The following is a 15,505-nucleotide window of genomic DNA, read 5'->3' as shown; positions in this document are numbered from 1 at the left end:
GACCGATGGAGAAGCCGATTCGGGTGGGTGCGCAGCGTCGCCGGGGCCGCGGGACGGCCGTGACGGGGCTGGTGGCGGCGGTGGCCGTGCTGGCTCTGACGGCGAGCGGATGCGTGACGGTGCACGGGGAGCGGGCGGTCGTCCCGTCGGCGACGGAGGCCGAGGCGGCCGGGGCGCTGAAGGAGTTCGTCACCGCGTTCAACGCGGCGGACAAGGCGTACGATCCGGGCCTCGACGCCGGGCGGGTCACGGGCGCGCTGGGGGCGGTCAACCAGGCCGGGATGAAGTCCCGCAGCGTGACGTACCCCGACGGCAATCCACGGCATGTGCCGCTGGAGCTGACGGACGTCACCTACTCCATACCGAAGAAGGCGGGCTGGCCGCGGTACTTCCTCGCGGACGCGGACCCCAACCGCGACCAGGACGGCGGCGGTCCGCGTGACGAGCGCTGGCTGCTGGTGTTCCTGCGCGGCGGGCCGACGGACGTCTGGAAGGTCGCCTATCTCAACGCGGTGTCCGCGGCGAAGGCGCCGAAGCTGAAGCGGGACGGCGAGGGGCACGTCTCGATGCTGCCCGTCTCGACGGAGAAGCTGGCGCAGCGGCCGGACCAACTGCCCAAGAGCTACTCGTCCTATATGCAGTCGGGGACGCCGCCGGTCTTCGGCGACGGGCCGCACAGCTCGCAGTGGCGGGACAGCAGGCGGCGTACGTCGAACCTGCCGGGGGTCTCCACGCAGTGGATCGACCAGCCGCTGGACACGGGTGATTTCGCGCCGCTGGCGTTCGCCGCGGAGGGCGGCGGGGCGCTGGTGTTCTTCACGATCCGGACGTACGAGCGGCAGACCGCGGCGGGCGGGGTGAAGCTGCCGGTCCACCCCGATGTGAGGCCGCTGCTGACGGGCGAGGTGAAGGCGTCGCTGACGAAGGAGCGGGTGTCCGCCCAGGCGGTGCTGGTGCCCGCGGCGGGCAGCGGAGCGGCGAAGACGGAGATCCTGAGCCGGCTGGCGGGCCTGACGACGGCGAAGGGCGCGTAGCGCGCCGTACCGGGGACGACGTACGAGCCCGGCCCTGACTCCAATCATTGATGTGAATTCGAGATAACCACCATCACGATGGGCCTCACCTTGAGGATCCGTCGCCAGAGCCTTGCCCAGCAGGGCGGCTCCCTGGGAAAGTGAATGGCCGATATCAAGCATGAGACTTTGCGGAGTCGCTCAGGATTGGTGTTGCCATGTACTTGACCCAGTCGTTGCACCGTGCCTTTCAGCAGGCGCCGGACCGTGCCATGACCGTCTGCGATGACCGGACCCACACCGTGCGGGAGGTCATGGACCGGGTGTCCAGGCTGGCCGGCGGCCTGCGCGGGCTGGGCATGGCCGAAGGCGACCGAGTCGCCGTACTCGCCATGAACTCCGACCGCTACCACGAGACCTTCTTCGCGTCGTGGTGGATCGCGGCCGCGGTGAACCCGGTCAACCTGCGCTGGAGCGCGGCGGAGATCGCCTACTCCCTCGACGACTCCGGCTCGAAGGTGCTGCTCGTCGACGAGGCGTTCGCCCACCTCGTCCCCGAACTGCGCAAGAGCTGCCCCCGGCTCACCACCGTGCTGTACTGCGGGAGCGGCAACGCCCCCGAAGGGACCCTGGGGTACGAGGAGCTGATCGCCGCCTCGGTACCGGCCGAGGACGTGCGCGCAGGGGGCGACACACTCGCCGCCCTGCTCTACACCGGCGGCACCACCGGCTCCCCCAAGGGGATCATGATCAGCCACCGGGGTCTGATGACGTCGACCCTGGGCGCGCAGGCCACCACCTCCGCGGCGGTGGCCGACGGCACTCTCCTCGTGGTCGCACCGATGTTCCACATCGCCGGTCTCGTCGGCTGGATGGGGCAGATCATCGCCGGTGGCACGATCGTCTTCCTGCCCTCCTTCACCGCCGAAGGCGTGCTCCGGGCGATCGCGCACCACCGGGTCACCTCCCTCGGGCTGGTCCCCACCATGATCCAGATGCTGGTCGACCACCCCACCGCCGGCGCGTACGACCTGAGCAGCCTCCGCCGTATCGGCTACGGCGCGTCCACCATCCCGGAGGCGCTGCTGACCCGCGCCATGACGACCTTCCCGCAGGCGGAGTTCCGTCAGCTCTACGGCATGACCGAGACCGCCGTCGTCACCACCCTCGGGCCCGGCGAGCACCGCACCGGCGGACGGCTGCTGCGCTCGGCGGGGCGCGCCGCCCCGCACTGCGAGGTCCGCATCGTCGACCCGGGCGGCTCCGAACTGCCCCCCGGCCAGGCCGGGGAGCTGACCTGCCGGGGCGACAACCTCATGCTCGGGTACTGGAACAAGCCCGCGGAGACGGCGGCCGCGCTGCGCGGAGGCTGGATGCACACCGGCGACGGCGCCTATATCGACGAGGACGGCTACGTCTTCATCACCGACCGCATCAAAGACATGATCATCACGGGTGGGGAGAACGTCTACCCCGCGGAGGTCGAGAACGCCCTCGCCCGGCACCCCGCCGTGGCCTCCTGCGCCGTGATCGGACTGCCCGACGGGCACTGGGGCGAACGGGTGCACGCCGTCGTCGTGCTCCGGCCGGGAGCCACCGCGACCGAGACCGAACTCCGCGACCACACCAGGACGATGATCGCGGGCTACAAGGTGCCGCGCAGTATGGACTTCACCGACGCCCTGCCGGTCTCCGGCGCGGGCAAGATCCTGAAGCGCGAGATCCGTGCCGGGCTGCTGGCGCGCGGGGCATCCGGCTGAGAGCCCGCTCCGGTGGACCGTACCGCTCCCGGGCGCGGGTCCCGAACGTACGGCAACAGGCCCTTGCCGGACCGCACCGCTCCCGGGCCCCGGTCCGGTATCTGCGGCACCGGCCCGGGAGGACCCGGTGCCGGAGCGCGGGCCGCTCAGTGGTGGAGCGGCCACGCCTCCTCGTGGTCCACCGCGTACCGGGCGCACGCGTCGGTGAGGGCGCCCAGCAGGGTCAGCGGTTCGGGGAGGGCGTGCTCCGGGCCCCGTACCCACGTCACCCCGTGGTCACCCGGCAGCCGGGACGGCGGCACCAGCACATAGCTGCCGCGGCAGTGCCAGCGCAGCCCCGGATGCTCGTCCATGGTCTCGGGGTGGCAGTCCAGCTCGCAGGGCCACCACTCGTCCTCGTCCTCGGGGGTCCCCCGGGTCTGGGTGAAGAAGAGCGCGCGGGCGTCCTCGCCCTCGCCGCTCGCCTCGGCGACCGGGCCCACCTCGACGCCCTGCTCCAGCAGTCGGGCGAGAGCGGCGCGGCCCGCTTCGAGCGGGACGTCCAGGACGTCGTGGACCATGCCGGTCGCGGTGATGAAGTTCGCCTCGGGGTCGCCCTGCGCCCAGCGGGAGATCTGCGCCGGGTCGGTCGTGGACTGCGTCTGCCAGGCGAACGAGACGGGGTGGCGGCCCGGGGTCGGACAGCCGATGCGCTCGCACGAGCAGCGGTACGCGACGGGATACGCGGCGGGCGCGAGTGGCAGTCCCGCGGCGGCGACGGCAAGCAGCAGATCCTCACGGCCCGAATCGTCCGGCTCGCTGTCCCGTGAGCGCCTGCGCAGCCAGCCGGCCAGCCTGCTCTCCCGGGGGAGCCCGCTCCCCGCGCCGCGGTAACGGCCTTTACCGTCGCCCATCTATCCCCTCACAGATCACAGCTCGCCCCTCGCGGTCTCTGCCATCGTCCCACCATCCGGCGCCGTGGGTGTCCACTGTGCCCAACCACATGCCCCGTCCGGGCATTCCGGAGCGCACGGGGAGGGAGTACGGGATACTGCCCTGCGCCGGGCGCAGACGGCGTGCGACCGGGCGCGGAAAGGCCGCGGAGGGCGTGGCACGGGCCGTACCCGGGCCGGTGCGGCCCGCGGCGGAGCCGTCCGGAGAGAACCGGGGCCGCCGCCGGGCGGGCGGCGGGAAGTGGCAGGGATCACCCGGCCGGTCATGCCCGGGGCGCCCTCGCCCGCGGTCCGGTGATGCCCCGGGACGCCCCTCGGCGGCGGTCCGGGCCGGGGATCACCCGCGCGGGCGCAGCCCGTACAGCGCGTACTCCACGATCCGGTCGGTGTAGTCGTGGGTCAGCGGCAGCGTCCGCAGCAGCCAGCGGTGCAGCAGCGGGCCGACGAAGAGTTCGGTGGCGATCCGGGGGTCGATCCCCGGGTCCGCGTCGCCCGTCCCCTGCGCCGCCGCCAGCCGTTCGGTGTAGAGCTTCAGGCCCGGGTCGAGAAGTTTCTCCAGGAATGCCGCGCCGACCGTCTCGTCGACGATGCCCGCGGCGGCGAGGGCGCGGGTGGGGCCCTCGTACCGGGGGTCGGTCAGCTCGTCCACGGACGCCCGCAGCACGGTCTTGAGGTCGGCTTCGAGATCGCCCGTATCGGGGAAGCCGCCGCCGTGCGCCGGGTCCGCCGGGGTGACCAGGTCGAGGAAGGCTTCGAGGAGGACGGCGGCCTTCGAGGGCCACCAGCGGTAGATGGTCTGCTTGCCGACGCCCGCGCGGGAGGCGATGCCCTCGATGGTCGTACGGGCGTAGCCGACCTCGGTGACCAGGTCGAGCGCGGCCTCGTAGATCGCGCGGCGGGAGCGTTCGCTGCGCCGGGTGGAGTCGGGGTGCCTGGGCCCGGTCGTGGTCTCGGTCTCTGCCATGCCCCTAATCTAGCAACGATGAGCCGATACGTATCGTCTCGTCGACGCTGTCCGGCTGATCGGTGACGTCTCGCCGATCCGTCGGCCGGAAGGTGACGCCCCGCTGTCGCCGCGCCCCCGGGAAACCCATCGGAAACCGGACGGAAACCGAGGGAACATCACATGGGCGCACGTCCGGTGCGGATACGGGCAGTTGGGCGCACCATGGCTTCCACGCAACCCGCGTAACCGACGTTTCGTCCGTGAGGAGCCCACCTTGCGCTCATCGCTTCGCGACGCATCGCCCCGCCGTTATCTGATGTGCCCACCCGCGCACTTCCAGGTGACGTACTCCATCAACCCGTGGATGGACCCGTCCAAGCCCGTCGACCTGCCGCTGGCCATGACCCAGTGGGAGGACCTGCGGGACCGCTATCTCGCCCTCGGCCACACCGTCGAACTGCTCGCCCCCCGCCCCGGTCTGCCCGACATGGTGTTCGCCGCCAACGGCGCGACCGTCATCGACGGACGGGTGCTGGGCGCCCGCTTCGCCCACCCGGAGCGCGCGGCGGAGGCCGCGGTCCACCGGGACTGGTTCAGGGCCGCCGGATTCACCGAGGTCCACGAGGCGGCCCATATCAACGAGGGCGAGGGCGACTTCGCCGTCACCGCCTCCTACGTCCTGGCCGGACGCGGCTTCCGGTCCTCCCCGCTCTCGCACGGCGAGGCCCAGGAGTTCTTCGGCCGGCCGGTGATCGGCCTCGACCTGGTCGACCCCCGCTACTACCACCTGGATACGGCCCTGTGCGTCCTCGACGACGCGGCCGACGAGATCATGTACTACCCGGACGCCTTCTCCCCGGGCAGCCGCGCGGTCCTGGCCCGGCTCTTCCCCGACGCGCTCGTCGCGGCCGAGAAGGACGCGGCGGCCCTCGGGCTGAACGCGGTCGGCGACGGACGCCATGTGCTGCTGCCGCAGGCGGCCGTGGGGTTGTTCGAACCGCTGCGGGACCGCGGCTTCGAGCCGCTCGGGATGGACCTGGGCGAGCTGCTGAAGGGCGGCGGCAGTGTGAAGTGCTGTACGCAGGAGATCCGCGCCGCGGTCTGAGCGGGCCGGGGGTCCCGGGGCGGTCGCCGCCCCGGGGCGTCCGGCGGCGTTCAGCCGTGCTCCGGCGGGGGCCACTCGCCGCCCCACGCGGCGTCCCGCGCCGCCTTGTAGCGGGGCCCTTGCCGTTTGGTGACGTTGATCCGGTCCAGGCCGTCGTGCCCCGTGCAGAGGTCCAGCAGGACCAGCCCCTTGCGGATCTGCGGCCTGCGGGTGATCCGCGCCGCCGCGGGGTGGACGGGGAAGCGGGTGGCGACGACGTAGCTGAACTTCTCGTCCTCGTACGCCAGGGAGCCGCCCTTGACCTGGCGGTGCAGGGACGAGCGGGCGACCCGGGCCGAGAAGTGGCACCAGTCGGAGCCCGGCACGATGGGGCAGGAGCCGCTGTGCGGGCAGGGCGCGGCGACCGTCAGCCCGGCGGCGACCAGCAGATCGCGGGCGGCGATGATCCGTTCGTACCCGTCGGGGGTGCCCGGCTCGACGATCACCACGGCCTGCGCGGCGCGGGCGGCCTCGGTGACGACGGCGGTACGGTCCGCCTCGGTCAGCTCCTTGAGGACGTACGACACGGTGACGAGATCGGTGCTCCCGATCCGGAGCGCCCTACTGATCCGGGCCCGCTGCCAGTCCGCGCCGGACGGGCCGGCGCCGCCGGACCCGGCCGCCAGCTCGCGCCCGAGGGCGAGCGCCGGTTCGGACCAGTCGAGCACGGTCGTCGCGGTCCGCCACTCCCCCGCGACGGCCCAGCTCGCGGCCCCGGTGCCGCCGCCGATATCGGTGTGGGATGCGGGCGTCCAGCCGGGGGCCGCGTCCCGCAGCGCGTCCAGGGCGGCCCGTACCGCCTCGAAGGTCGCGGGCATCCGGTACGCCGCGTACGCGACCACATCCGCCCGGTCCCGCAGCACGGGGGCGCCGGTGGGGGTCTCGCCCCGGTAGTTCGCGATCAGCCGCTCGACGGCCTGCGCGGCCCGGTTCGGGGGCAGCCCGTCCAGCAGCGCGGCGAGCCCTCGGCGGAGGGCGTCGGCGGTGGTCTCGGCGTCGGGGGCGGGAAGGGTGTCGCTCACCGGAGGATTCTAGTGCTGTGACCGGAGAGCGGTGTCCCCGCCCGGAGCAGGGCGGGGACGGCGCCTCTCCGGTGCCCGGAGCCGGGCGGGGGCGGCCCGGCCCCGTGGTGTCAGAGCCGGGCGGGTGTCCGCCACGGGCGGCACAGGAACAGGAAGGACGCGACCGCCGCCAGCCCGCACCCGAGCTGGACGACGGCCATCGGAACCGCCGTGTCCTCACCCGCGAGGCCCACCAGCGGGGAGGCCGCCGCGCCCATCAGGAACCCGGAGGTGCCGATCAGCGCGGAGGCGGAGCCCGCCGCGTGCGGGGTGCGGTTCAGGGCCAGGGCATTGGTGTTCGGCATGGTCAGACCCTGGGCGGCCATCAGCACGAAGAGTCCCGCCGCGACACCGACGAGACCCGGTTCGCCGAAGACTCCCGTGGTCATCAGGGTCAGCGCGGCCGCCGCGAGCACGATCACCACCAGCCCGCAGGCCAGCGCCTTGTCCAGGCTGACCCGGCCGATGAGCAGCCGGCCGTTGATCTGGCCGACCGCGATCAGACCGATGGAGTTGAGGCCGAACAGCAGGCTGAAGGCCTGCGGCGAAGCGCCGTAGATCTCCTGGACGACGAAGGGGGACGCGGCGATATAGGCGAACAGCGCGGCGAAGGAGAAGGCGCCGGTGAGCACGTACCCCGTGAACACCCGGTCGCCGAGCAGCCCCCGCATCGTCCGCAGCGACTCCCGGACACCGCCCGTCCGGCGCGCCTCGCGCGGCAGCGTCTCCGGCAGCCACTTCAGGATCACCAGGGTCAGTACGGCTCCGACCCCGGTGAGGACCATGAAGATGCCCCGCCAGTCGGTGAAGCGGAGGACCTGCCCGCCGATCAGCGGGGCGACGATCGGGGCGACGCCGGAGATCAGCATCAGGGTGGAGAAGAAGCGGGCCATCGCCACGCCCTCGTACAGATCGCGGACCACGGCCCGCGCGATCACGATGCCCGCGGCCCCCGCGAGCCCCTGGACCAGCCGGAGCGCGATGAGGACACCGGCGCCTGGGGCGAGGGCGCACAGGGCGGTCGCGACGACATAGACCACCATCCCGGTCAGCAGCGGGCCCCGGCGGCCCCAGCGGTCGCTGAGCGGCCCGGCGACGAGCTGGCCGAGGGCAAGACCGGCGATACAGGTGGTGAGGGTGAGCTGAATCGTCGCGGCGGACGCCGAGAGGGAGTCCGTCACGGCGGGCAGCGCGGGCAGGTACATGTCCATGGAGAGCGGTGGCAGCGCGGCCATCCCGCCCAGGACGAGGGTGACGAGCAGCCCGGCACGGCGGGCGGCGGGGAGGGGCTTGTCTCCGGCGGGGGGCGGGGCGGGGACGGCCGGGGGCGCCGGGGCGGGGACCCCCAGCGCCGGGGGCGCCGGCGCGGGCCTGCCTCCGGCGGGGGGCGGGGCCGCCGGGGCGGTGACCGGGCCGGGGGAGACGCCGGCTCCGCCGATGGCCCCGGTCGCCGGGGCAGCACCGGCCACAGGGACCGCGGCTGCCGCGGGGACCGCCGGGGGCGGTCCGGTCTTCGGATCGGGGGCTTCGGTCCGCCCCCGGGGTATGTGCCCCGCCCCGGCCCCGTCCGCCGGGCCGCCTGTCCGCTCGGCCATCGCCGCCCTCCCTGTCGCTGCTGCCGTACCCGTTGTTGAATCGTGCACCTATCTTGGCAGTCTTCGGGCCGGGGCAGGACGGGTCGGGGCTTCTCTTCCTGCCCGCCGTGCCGGGCCGGACGGCCGGGACGGCGGGCGTCGGACGAGGGACGAGGGACGGCGGACGAGAGACGGCGAACGACGGACGTCCCGGCCCTCCGGCCCGCACCGGCCCCGAACGGCCCCGGGGCCCGGTTCAGACGGGACGGAGGCCGGGGTTCCCCGCGATCATCAGCAGCGAACCCGCCGTCAGAACGGACGCGCCCGGTACGGTCACCGCGGGCACCGCGCGGAAGTCCGCACGGGCCGTGTGCTCCCGCAGCGTCAGAACCGTGTAGCCGCGCCGCCCGTCGTAGAACCGCAGATGGGGATTGGCCTCGAAGAGACGGGACCAGTTCGACGGCCGGGCCGCTCCGTTGCGCCCGCTGCTGATCGACGTGGTCGCGATCTCGGCGCCGACGGTCCGGGCACCGGGATCGTCCCAGTCCCGCTTGAGGTCGAATCCGTAGGCCACATGCACATCACCGGTCAGGACGACCAGATTGCGGATCCCGGCGGCCTCCGCGCCCGCCAGCACCCGGCTCCGGGCCGCCGGATAGCCGTCCCACGAATCCATGCTCACCTTGTGGCCGGGGCCCGGGGCGTCCCGCCGCCGGGCGAAGGTGACCTGCTGCGGCAGCAGGTTCCAGCGAGCGGTGGAGGCATGCCAGCCGTCGATCAGCCACCGCTCCTGCGCGGTACCGAGCATGGTGCGCCGGGGTGCCTCGGACTTGGGGCCCGGCCGCTGCCAGCCGTCGCCGTACGCCTGGTCGGAGCGGTACTGGCGGGTGTCGAGCACATCGAACTGGGCGAGCCGCCCGAAGTGCAGCCTGCGGTAGAGCCGCATATCCGGGCCCTTCGGGCGCTGCGGCAGCCGCAGGGGCTGGTTCTCCCAGTACGCGCGGTACGCGGCGGCCCGCCGCAGCAGGAAGTCCTCGGGCCGGACGTCGTTCTCGGGGTTGCGGCCCGCGTAGTTGTTCTCGGTCTCGTGGTCGTCCCAGGTCAGGACGAAGGGGTGGGCGGCGTGCACGGCCCGCAGATCGGGGTCCGACTTGTAGAGGCCGTAGCGGAGCCGGTACTCGGCGAGGGTGCGGGTCTCCCGGTCGAAGCGCCCGGGAAGCCGGTGGTCCCGGTAGGCGCGGGCGCCCCCGCCCGCGCCCACGGGGTACTCGTACAGATAGTCCCCGAGGTGGAACACGGCGTCGAGTTCCTCCTCGGCGAGATGGGCGTGGGCCGTGAAGTAGCCGTCGTGGTACGCCTGGCAGGAGGCCAGGGCGATCCTCAGCTCCCGGACCCGGGCGCCCGGGTCGGGAGCGGTGCGGGTCCGGCCCACGGGGCTGATCCACTTCCCGGTGCGGAAGCGGTAGAAGTAGACACGGGCGGGTTCGAGACCGGTGACCTCCACATGGAGGCTGTGGTCGAACTCGGGGTGCGCGGTGGCCGATCCGCGCCGGACGGGCCGGGTGAAGCGGTCGTCCTCCGCGATCTCCCAGTCGACCGCGTAGCTGCCGCGCGCCAGTCCGCGGCCCGTTTCGTACGGGCGCGGCGCAAGGCGGGTCCACAGCAGGACGGAGCCGGGCAGCGGATCGCCGGAAGCGACACCGAGCGTGAACGGGTCACTTCTGATCCGGGCCGGATCCGCGGCGGCGGCGTGGGCGCTGCCGGGCAGACCGGTGGCGAAGGCGAGGACGGCGGCGGCCCCGGCCCCGGTGAGGAGCCCGCGGCGGCCGACCCCCGGACGGTCCCCGGCGCGGGAGGACACGGCCGCGCCGGGATGGCCGCGGAGGAGCTGCCGGGCGGCGGCCCGGAGTTCATCGGGGTGCGCGGTGCTGGACGGTCGGCTCACAGGACCCCCTCCGGTGGACCCGGGCTGCCGTGGCATGAGCACTCGGCAGTCGAGGATCGGGGTGGTGACGGGTGCGGGTACGGGTACAAGTTCGCGCGCGAGTTCGGGCGCGGGTGCACGTTCGCGCGCGAGTTCGGGTGCGGGTGGGGATACGGGTGCACGTTCGCGCGCGAGTTCGGGTGCGGGCATCGACCGGAGCGGTGCGGTGGAGTCGGCCGGAGCGGGCCGGACGGTCGTGGCAGCGGGCCGGCAGGGGGACCTGCTGGGGCGGACGGCGTCACTGGCGGACAGGGACATACGGTGCGTGCCCACGGATGTAACCTCACCGACCGATGTGACCATGCTTTTTGATCGAGTTGTGGCGGATTTCGATCGTGTCGAGCCGCTGTTCAACAAGGCGGGTGTTTCAGAACCCTTTGGAGCGACTTTTCCCGAACTCTCGTACGAGGAGTGACAGCGGGTTGTCGGCACCACTCCGAACGGGGCGTTCCGCTGCGCTCGGGCGGCCCTCCGGATCCATCGGACGCGGCCGACGGCTCCGCGGTACGGGCGCGGGATGCGGGCCCGGCGGAGGCGGCCGGGCGTTCCCCCCGCCCCCTCCGCCGTGGGAGGCTGCCACTCGTGCACGACGCCCCCCGAGACCCCCGCCGTCCCCGACGCTCCCGACGCTCCCATCTGGTCCACGGTCGACAGGCTGTGCGCTTGGCTCGACGCCGCCGCGGAACGCCCGGCGGAACAGGAACTGTTGCTGCGCGTACTGAAACTCGCCGAGGAGGTCGGGGAGACGGCACAGGCCGTCATCGGCGTCTCGGGCCAGAATCCGCGCAAGGGCTACTCCCACACCTGGCGCGATGTCGAGTCCGAGCTGTGCGATGTGGTCCTCACGGCGATGGTGGCCCTGCGGACGCTGACCCCGGACGCGGAGCAGGTCTTCGCGGAGCACGTACGGAAGGTGACCGAGCGGTCCCTGGGCCCGGCACCCGGCACGGAACCGCGCGCGACACCGGCCCCGGGGCCCGCCACCGCCCGCTGACCGTCACGCCCCGGGGCCGCGGCCCTGACAGCTGCCGGCCGACGGCTGAATCCTTCTGCGGGCCGCGCGCCTCTCATGGGTGTACGGACGCACGGGCCGTACGGAACCGGAGGCAAGAACCATGACCACAGCAGCCGTCGTCATCGGCGCGGCCGTCCTCGTCTGTGCCTGCACCGTCTTCTTCGTCCTGCGCCGCCGCGGGAGCTTTTTCGTCCTGCGCCGCCGCGGGAGCGGTCGTGGCTGACACCGGCTGGCCGGGCGAGCAGTTGATCGCCGCGGCGCGGGACGGCGACGGGGAGGCGATCACCGCGCTGGTGTCCGGATCGCATCCGCATGTGAAGCGGTTCGCCCACACCCTCTGCGCCACCCCGCAGGACGCCGAGGACGCCGCACAGGAGGCGCTGATCATCCTGTACCGGAAGATCGGGATGCTGCGGGCCTCCGGGGCGCTGGCGTCGTGGATGTTCCGGATCGTTCGGAACGAGTGTCTGCGGCGGGCCCGGATGCTGGTGCGGAGCCCCGGGCCGGTGCCGGACGGGGCGCTGCCGTCGTTCGAGGAGGACCTGCTGCGGAAGCTGGAGGCCGAGCTGGTCGCACGGGCGATCGCGGCCCTCCCCGCCGACCAGCGGCAGGTGCTGATCATGCGGGACGTACAGGGTTACAGCGGCCGGGCGACCGCCGCCGCCCTGGGGCTGTCCACCGCCGCCATGAAGTCCCGGCTGCACCGGGCCAGGGCGGCCGTCCGGCTGGCGCTGCCGTCGGAGGACGGGGCGCTGCGGGGAGGTGCGGGCGGTGCGTGAGTCCGGGAACTTCGCGAGTGCTTCCCTGCCCCGCCATCTGGTCCGCGGCGTCCTGGGTTTCGGCTCCCTGGCGGCCTCGGTCCTGCTGCTGCCGGTGACCGGTCCGGCCGCTCTGCTGCTGGCCCCGGTGGGGCTGCTCGTGCTGCGCGGCTGTCCGATGTGCTGGACCGTGGGCCTGATGCAGACGGTGTCCCGGGGCAGGCTGCGGCGCGAGTGCCGGGACGGGCGCTGCGAACTGCGGGCGGCCGGTGCCGGCCAGGAGGAGGTGACGGGCGGCCCGATCAGGGCCGACAGGCAACAAGGTCCGGGCACCGGCTGACGGGCAACAGCCGCCAGGCAACAGCAAGGAGGTCGTACGCTACCGCCGTCCGCGGGCCCCTCGCGCGCCGAAGCCCCCGCGGTGCGGGCCACCGTCACGGTCAGGGCGTCGGTGCAGGCCCCCGGCGCCGTCGGAGCCGAGGACCGGCTCGGCTCCCGGCCCGGCTCCCGGCTCGGCTCCGGCAACGGAGGAGAGACCCCCGGGGAGCCGTCCGGGCGCCCGCCCCGGCCCCTTACCGGCAGAGCCCGGCACAGCACCCGCCCGCAGGCCCCTTCCCGGCGGGGCCGGCCCGCGCCCCGGACCCGGGCGGCCGCGTGACCCTTCTCACGGAGGAGTATCGGCCACCGGGGGTCTTCTGGCTGATCAGAAGGCGTATCAGGGCCCGCGGTCCGGGTACGGCTGAAGGGGCCGCCCGCGCACCGGGACGGCAGCCGACCGCCGCCGATGGAGGACAGAGCGCGTGATGACCGCGGAACCACCGAACCCCGCCCGAGGCACCGGCACCGGCCCGGACTCCGCCGAGCCGCCGCTCGTCCGCACCAGCGGCAGCCCTCGGGGGCGCGGCCGCCAGTACGGGGCAGCGGCCCGGGAGCGCGTCCTGCTGTCGCTCGAAGCCTACGAGCGGATGTACGCGCATTTCGCGGAGATGGACTGGCGGACGGCGACCGCGCTCGCCGAGACGTTCGTCCCGGTGATCGAGGAGTTCAACGCCGACCATCTGGAGGAGATGGCGGGCATCGCCGACGGGGCCGGGGTGTCCTTCGCCGATGTCCTCGCCCTCAACCTCCGTACGGAGATCCTCTTCTCGGCCCGGGCCCGGACCGCCGGTGCTCCCCCGGCGGAGTGCACCGCCTTCGCCGATCTGCGGGGTCCGGAGCCGATCGTGGGCCAGAACTGGGACTGGCAGCCGTTCGCCCATCGGACGATCGTGGTCCTCCAGACCGAGCCGACGAACGGCCCGCGCTGGGTGTCGGTGGTGGAGGCCGGACTGCTGGCCAAGTTCGGCATGAACTCCGCGGGTCTGACGGTCCTGACGAACGCCCTGGTCAGCTCGGTGGACCAGGGCCGCCCAGGGGTGCCGTACCACCTGCTGCTGCGGGCCCTGCTGGAGTCGGAGTCCGCGGAGGCCGCCGAGGAGACCCTGCGGTCGGCGAACCGCTCCTCCTCGGCCAACTACCTGCTGACCTCCGGCCGCCGGGCCGTCGACCTGGAGGCCCGCCCCGGCGGCCCCGCCGACCTGGCCCGCCGGGCGATCACCCCGGGCACCTTCTATGTCCACACCAACCACTTCACCTCCCCCACCACCGACTTCGGCACCCCGGCCGCCGACCACGGCCCCGACGTCTTCCCCGACACCCACGCCCGCCATACCCGCGCCACGACACTCGCCCGCGCGATGCCCTACCCCTCGGTCGCCGCCTGGCAGGAGGTCCTGCGCGACCACGACAACCACCCGGAGTCGATCTGCTGCCACCCGGACCCGGCCGCCGCGGAACCCAACCGCAGCTCGACGGTGGCGAGCACGATCGTCGAACCGGTTCGCCGCACGATGCATCTGACCCTGGGCAACCCGTGCACGACGGCCCGGGTGACGTACGCGTACCGGGACTTCTTCAAGGGGCGCGGCTGACGGCCGGTATCCGGGTCCAGCGGCACGGGAGTTCGCAGGCGACCCCGGGGAAGTGTTCCGACCATGCGCGACGGGTGACCGGAGGCCGCCCCGTCGCCCAGACCCGGACCGGCGCACGGCCGGGATCCGTTTCCCGCAAGAGAGCGGTGCCGTCGCGGCCGGCCGGGGCGTGAAAGGAGGAGATCGCGCTCACCCCGATCGGCCGGGCCGGCCTGGCCGATCTCGACGCGGCCATCACTTCCCCGGCCGTCCCGGACGCCGTCGACGTCAACGCGGCCCTGGACCGGGTGATCGCGCTGACCGAACGGGCCTGCCCGAACGCCCTGGACGGTCTCGCGGACTCCATCACCGCTTACCGCACCCACCTGGAGCTGGCGTGACGGCCCCGGCCGTTCCCGTCACGGCAGGAGACCGGGTGCGGCAGGCGGTGTTCTTCGGCGGGGTCGTCCCAGCCTCGGACGACGAGGAACGGCTCGCGGAGGAGGTCGGCATGGCGCTGGCGGGGGCCGGGTTCGAGCTTCTGCACGGCGGCTACAACGGGCTGATGCAGGCCGCCGCCCGCGGGGCCGCCGCCAAGGGCGGCACCGTCACCGCGGTGAGGCCATGGTCCCTCTTGTCCCGGAGGACACCGGCGTCCTTGCCGGGGTCGCCCCGGCGGGATTCCCCTGGTCGTCGCCCTGTCCGCAGTCACCGGACTGCCCGCCGTGTTCCTGCGGCGCCACCCCAAGCGCCATGGGTCGAAGCGGCAGATCGAAGGCGCCGAGGTGGACGGGCGGCGGGTCGCCCTGGTCGACGACGTGGTCCGCTCCGGCGACAAGGTCCTGGCGATGGCCCGGATACTGCGGGTCGCCGGGGCCCCGGTCTCCCACGCCCTCTGCGTACTGGAGCGGCCGTCCGGCGGCAGGCTACTGCTGGAGGACCACCGCATCAGCGTGCGACGGCTGCTGACCGAGGCCGACCTGACCGAACCGGGGGCAGCGCCATGAGCGCTGGAAGGCACAGCCCCGCACGACGCGGTGTTCGCCGGTGACACCCTCACCGACCACAGGGCAGCCCGCGCGGCCGGAGTCCTGTTCGCCGGAGCCGGATGGGGATGCGCCGGGAAGGACGCCCTCGCGGCGGACGGCCGGCCCGTAGCGCTGACCGACCCCGGGCAGATCGGTCCTGGCCTGCTCGATCCGACCCGTGCCCGACCCGCACCCGACCCTCCTCCGGCCGGAGGCGGTAGCGGAAACACAGAACGATCTTGACGCCGGACCCGCTACAGTCGGTGGTGCGGCAGACCAGGACAACAGCTCCGGCCGTCTGCCGCACCACCGATGTGATCAACGGATCTGGAGTCAAGGTT

15 protein-coding genes and 1 pseudogene are annotated in these 15,505 nt (G+C 73.4%); 11 read left to right on the top strand and 5 right to left on the bottom strand.

Translation table 11 applies throughout. The features are described from left to right. The first annotated feature begins 5 nt into the window (after positions 1-5). Together ACIQ9E_RS21570 and ACIQ9E_RS21565 are read left to right on the top strand one after the other, a co-directional pair. Complete coding sequence (locus tag ACIQ9E_RS21570) at positions 6-1,034, top strand: hypothetical protein (RefSeq protein WP_403709323.1); 1,029 nt, start codon at positions 6-8, stop codon at positions 1,032-1,034. Between the two features lie 197 nt (positions 1,035-1,231). Beyond that, a complete protein-coding gene (locus ACIQ9E_RS21565; protein WP_403709321.1) occupies positions 1,232-2,773 on the top strand; it encodes a long-chain fatty acid--CoA ligase in 1,542 nt (513 codons plus the stop codon). A gap of 146 nt (positions 2,774-2,919) precedes the next feature. Here the strand turns inward: ACIQ9E_RS21565 and ACIQ9E_RS21560 are convergent, their stop codons facing one another. Both ACIQ9E_RS21560 and ACIQ9E_RS21555 read right to left on the bottom strand, forming a co-directional pair. Beyond that, on the bottom strand, positions 2,920-3,666 hold the full coding sequence (locus ACIQ9E_RS21560) for a bifunctional DNA primase/polymerase (RefSeq protein WP_403709319.1): 747 nt from the start codon (positions 3,664-3,666) through the stop codon (positions 2,920-2,922). A gap of 376 nt (positions 3,667-4,042) precedes the next feature. Continuing rightward, on the bottom strand, positions 4,043-4,669 hold the full coding sequence (locus ACIQ9E_RS21555; RefSeq protein WP_403709317.1) for a TetR/AcrR family transcriptional regulator: 627 nt from the start codon (positions 4,667-4,669) through the stop codon (positions 4,043-4,045). A 256-nt stretch (positions 4,670-4,925) separates the two neighbouring features. Between ACIQ9E_RS21555 and ddaH the strand changes: the two genes are divergently transcribed. Then, on the top strand, positions 4,926-5,756 hold the full coding sequence (gene ddaH, locus ACIQ9E_RS21550) for a dimethylargininase (protein WP_403709315.1): 831 nt from the start codon (positions 4,926-4,928) through the stop codon (positions 5,754-5,756). Between the two features lie 50 nt (positions 5,757-5,806). Here ddaH and ACIQ9E_RS21545 read toward each other — a convergent pair whose 3' ends face one another. The 3 genes from ACIQ9E_RS21545 to ACIQ9E_RS21535 form a co-directional block, all read right to left on the bottom strand. Further along, on the bottom strand, positions 5,807-6,817 hold the full coding sequence (locus ACIQ9E_RS21545) for a small ribosomal subunit Rsm22 family protein (RefSeq protein ID WP_403709313.1): 1,011 nt from the start codon (positions 6,815-6,817) through the stop codon (positions 5,807-5,809). A 110-nt stretch (positions 6,818-6,927) separates the two neighbouring features. Further along, positions 6,928-8,451 carry a multidrug effflux MFS transporter gene (locus tag ACIQ9E_RS21540; protein WP_403709311.1) on the bottom strand — a complete coding sequence of 508 codons (1,524 nt, stop codon included), beginning with the start codon at positions 8,449-8,451 and terminating at the stop codon, positions 6,928-6,930. A 235-nt stretch (positions 8,452-8,686) separates the two neighbouring features. Further along, a complete protein-coding gene (locus ACIQ9E_RS21535) occupies positions 8,687-10,411 on the bottom strand; it encodes an alkaline phosphatase D family protein (protein ID WP_403709309.1) in 1,725 nt (574 codons plus the stop codon). Between ACIQ9E_RS21535 and ACIQ9E_RS21530 the strand changes: the two genes are divergently transcribed. The 8 genes and pseudogenes from ACIQ9E_RS21530 (at position 10,410) to ACIQ9E_RS21495 (ending at position 15,143) form a co-directional block, all read left to right on the top strand. After that, entirely contained in the window at positions 10,410-10,829 is a 420-nt protein-coding gene (locus ACIQ9E_RS21530) for an SDR family oxidoreductase (RefSeq protein ID WP_403709307.1), read from the top strand. The two genes, ACIQ9E_RS21535 and ACIQ9E_RS21530, sit on opposite strands and share 2 nt — an antisense overlap. 291 nt (positions 10,830-11,120) lie before the next feature. Then, a complete protein-coding gene (locus ACIQ9E_RS21525) occupies positions 11,121-11,408 on the top strand; it encodes a MazG-like family protein (protein WP_403709305.1) in 288 nt (95 codons plus the stop codon). Between the two features lie 121 nt (positions 11,409-11,529). Further along, positions 11,530-11,652, top strand: coding sequence for a hypothetical protein (locus ACIQ9E_RS21520; RefSeq protein ID WP_403709303.1), 123 nt, complete (start codon positions 11,530-11,532; stop codon positions 11,650-11,652). After that, the gene (locus ACIQ9E_RS21515) at positions 11,645-12,208 is read left to right on the top strand and encodes an RNA polymerase sigma factor (RefSeq protein ID WP_403709301.1); all 564 of its coding nucleotides are present in this window, start codon (positions 11,645-11,647) and stop codon (positions 12,206-12,208) included. The genes ACIQ9E_RS21520 and ACIQ9E_RS21515 overlap by 8 nt, the downstream gene beginning before the upstream one ends. Beyond that, complete coding sequence (locus tag ACIQ9E_RS21510; RefSeq protein ID WP_403709299.1) at positions 12,201-12,527, top strand: hypothetical protein; 327 nt, start codon at positions 12,201-12,203, stop codon at positions 12,525-12,527. Before ACIQ9E_RS21515 ends, ACIQ9E_RS21510 begins: the two co-directional genes overlap by 8 nt. 463 nt (positions 12,528-12,990) lie before the next feature. After that, positions 12,991-14,157 (top strand): C45 family autoproteolytic acyltransferase/hydolase, encoded by a 1,167-nt coding sequence (locus ACIQ9E_RS21505; protein ID WP_403709297.1) that lies wholly within the window; start codon positions 12,991-12,993, stop codon positions 14,155-14,157. A 490-nt stretch (positions 14,158-14,647) separates the two neighbouring features. After that, a pseudogene (locus ACIQ9E_RS21500) lies at positions 14,648-14,707 on the top strand (DNA transporter); the annotation flags it as partial. A gap of 154 nt (positions 14,708-14,861) precedes the next feature. Then, entirely contained in the window at positions 14,862-15,143 is a 282-nt protein-coding gene (locus tag ACIQ9E_RS21495) for a hypothetical protein (RefSeq protein WP_403709295.1), read from the top strand. Positions 15,144-15,505 lie beyond the last annotated feature (362 nt).

The sequence above is a fragment of the Streptomyces sp. NPDC094448 genome, assembly GCF_044763775.1.
Taxonomy (GTDB): domain Bacteria; phylum Actinomycetota; class Actinomycetes; order Streptomycetales; family Streptomycetaceae; genus Streptomyces.
The sequence above is the reverse complement of the archived record's forward strand: the minus strand, read 5'-3'. Positions and strand labels throughout refer to the sequence as shown.

Excerpts from the sequence above, each read along its gene's own strand:
- ACIQ9E_RS21570 (WP_403709323.1), top strand. The coding sequence starts at position 6 with ATGGAGAAGCCGATTCGGGTGGGTGCGCAGCGTCGCCGGGGCCGCGGG.
- ACIQ9E_RS21565 (WP_403709321.1), top strand. The coding sequence starts at position 1,232 with ATGTACTTGACCCAGTCGTTGCACCGTGCCTTTCAGCAGGCGCCGGAC.
- ACIQ9E_RS21560 (WP_403709319.1), bottom strand. The coding sequence starts at position 3,666 with ATGGGCGACGGTAAAGGCCGTTACCGCGGCGCGGGGAGCGGGCTCCCC.
- ACIQ9E_RS21555 (WP_403709317.1), bottom strand. The coding sequence starts at position 4,669 with ATGGCAGAGACCGAGACCACGACCGGGCCCAGGCACCCCGACTCCACC.
- ACIQ9E_RS21540 (WP_403709311.1), bottom strand. The coding sequence starts at position 8,451 with ATGGCCGAGCGGACAGGCGGCCCGGCGGACGGGGCCGGGGCGGGGCAC.
- ACIQ9E_RS21530 (WP_403709307.1), top strand. The coding sequence starts at position 10,410 with ATGAGCACTCGGCAGTCGAGGATCGGGGTGGTGACGGGTGCGGGTACG.
- ACIQ9E_RS21535 (WP_403709309.1), bottom strand. The coding sequence starts at position 10,411 with ATGCCACGGCAGCCCGGGTCCACCGGAGGGGGTCCTGTGAGCCGACCG.
- ACIQ9E_RS21520 (WP_403709303.1), top strand. The coding sequence starts at position 11,530 with ATGACCACAGCAGCCGTCGTCATCGGCGCGGCCGTCCTCGTCTGTGCC.
- ACIQ9E_RS21505 (WP_403709297.1), top strand. The coding sequence starts at position 12,991 with ATGACCGCGGAACCACCGAACCCCGCCCGAGGCACCGGCACCGGCCCG.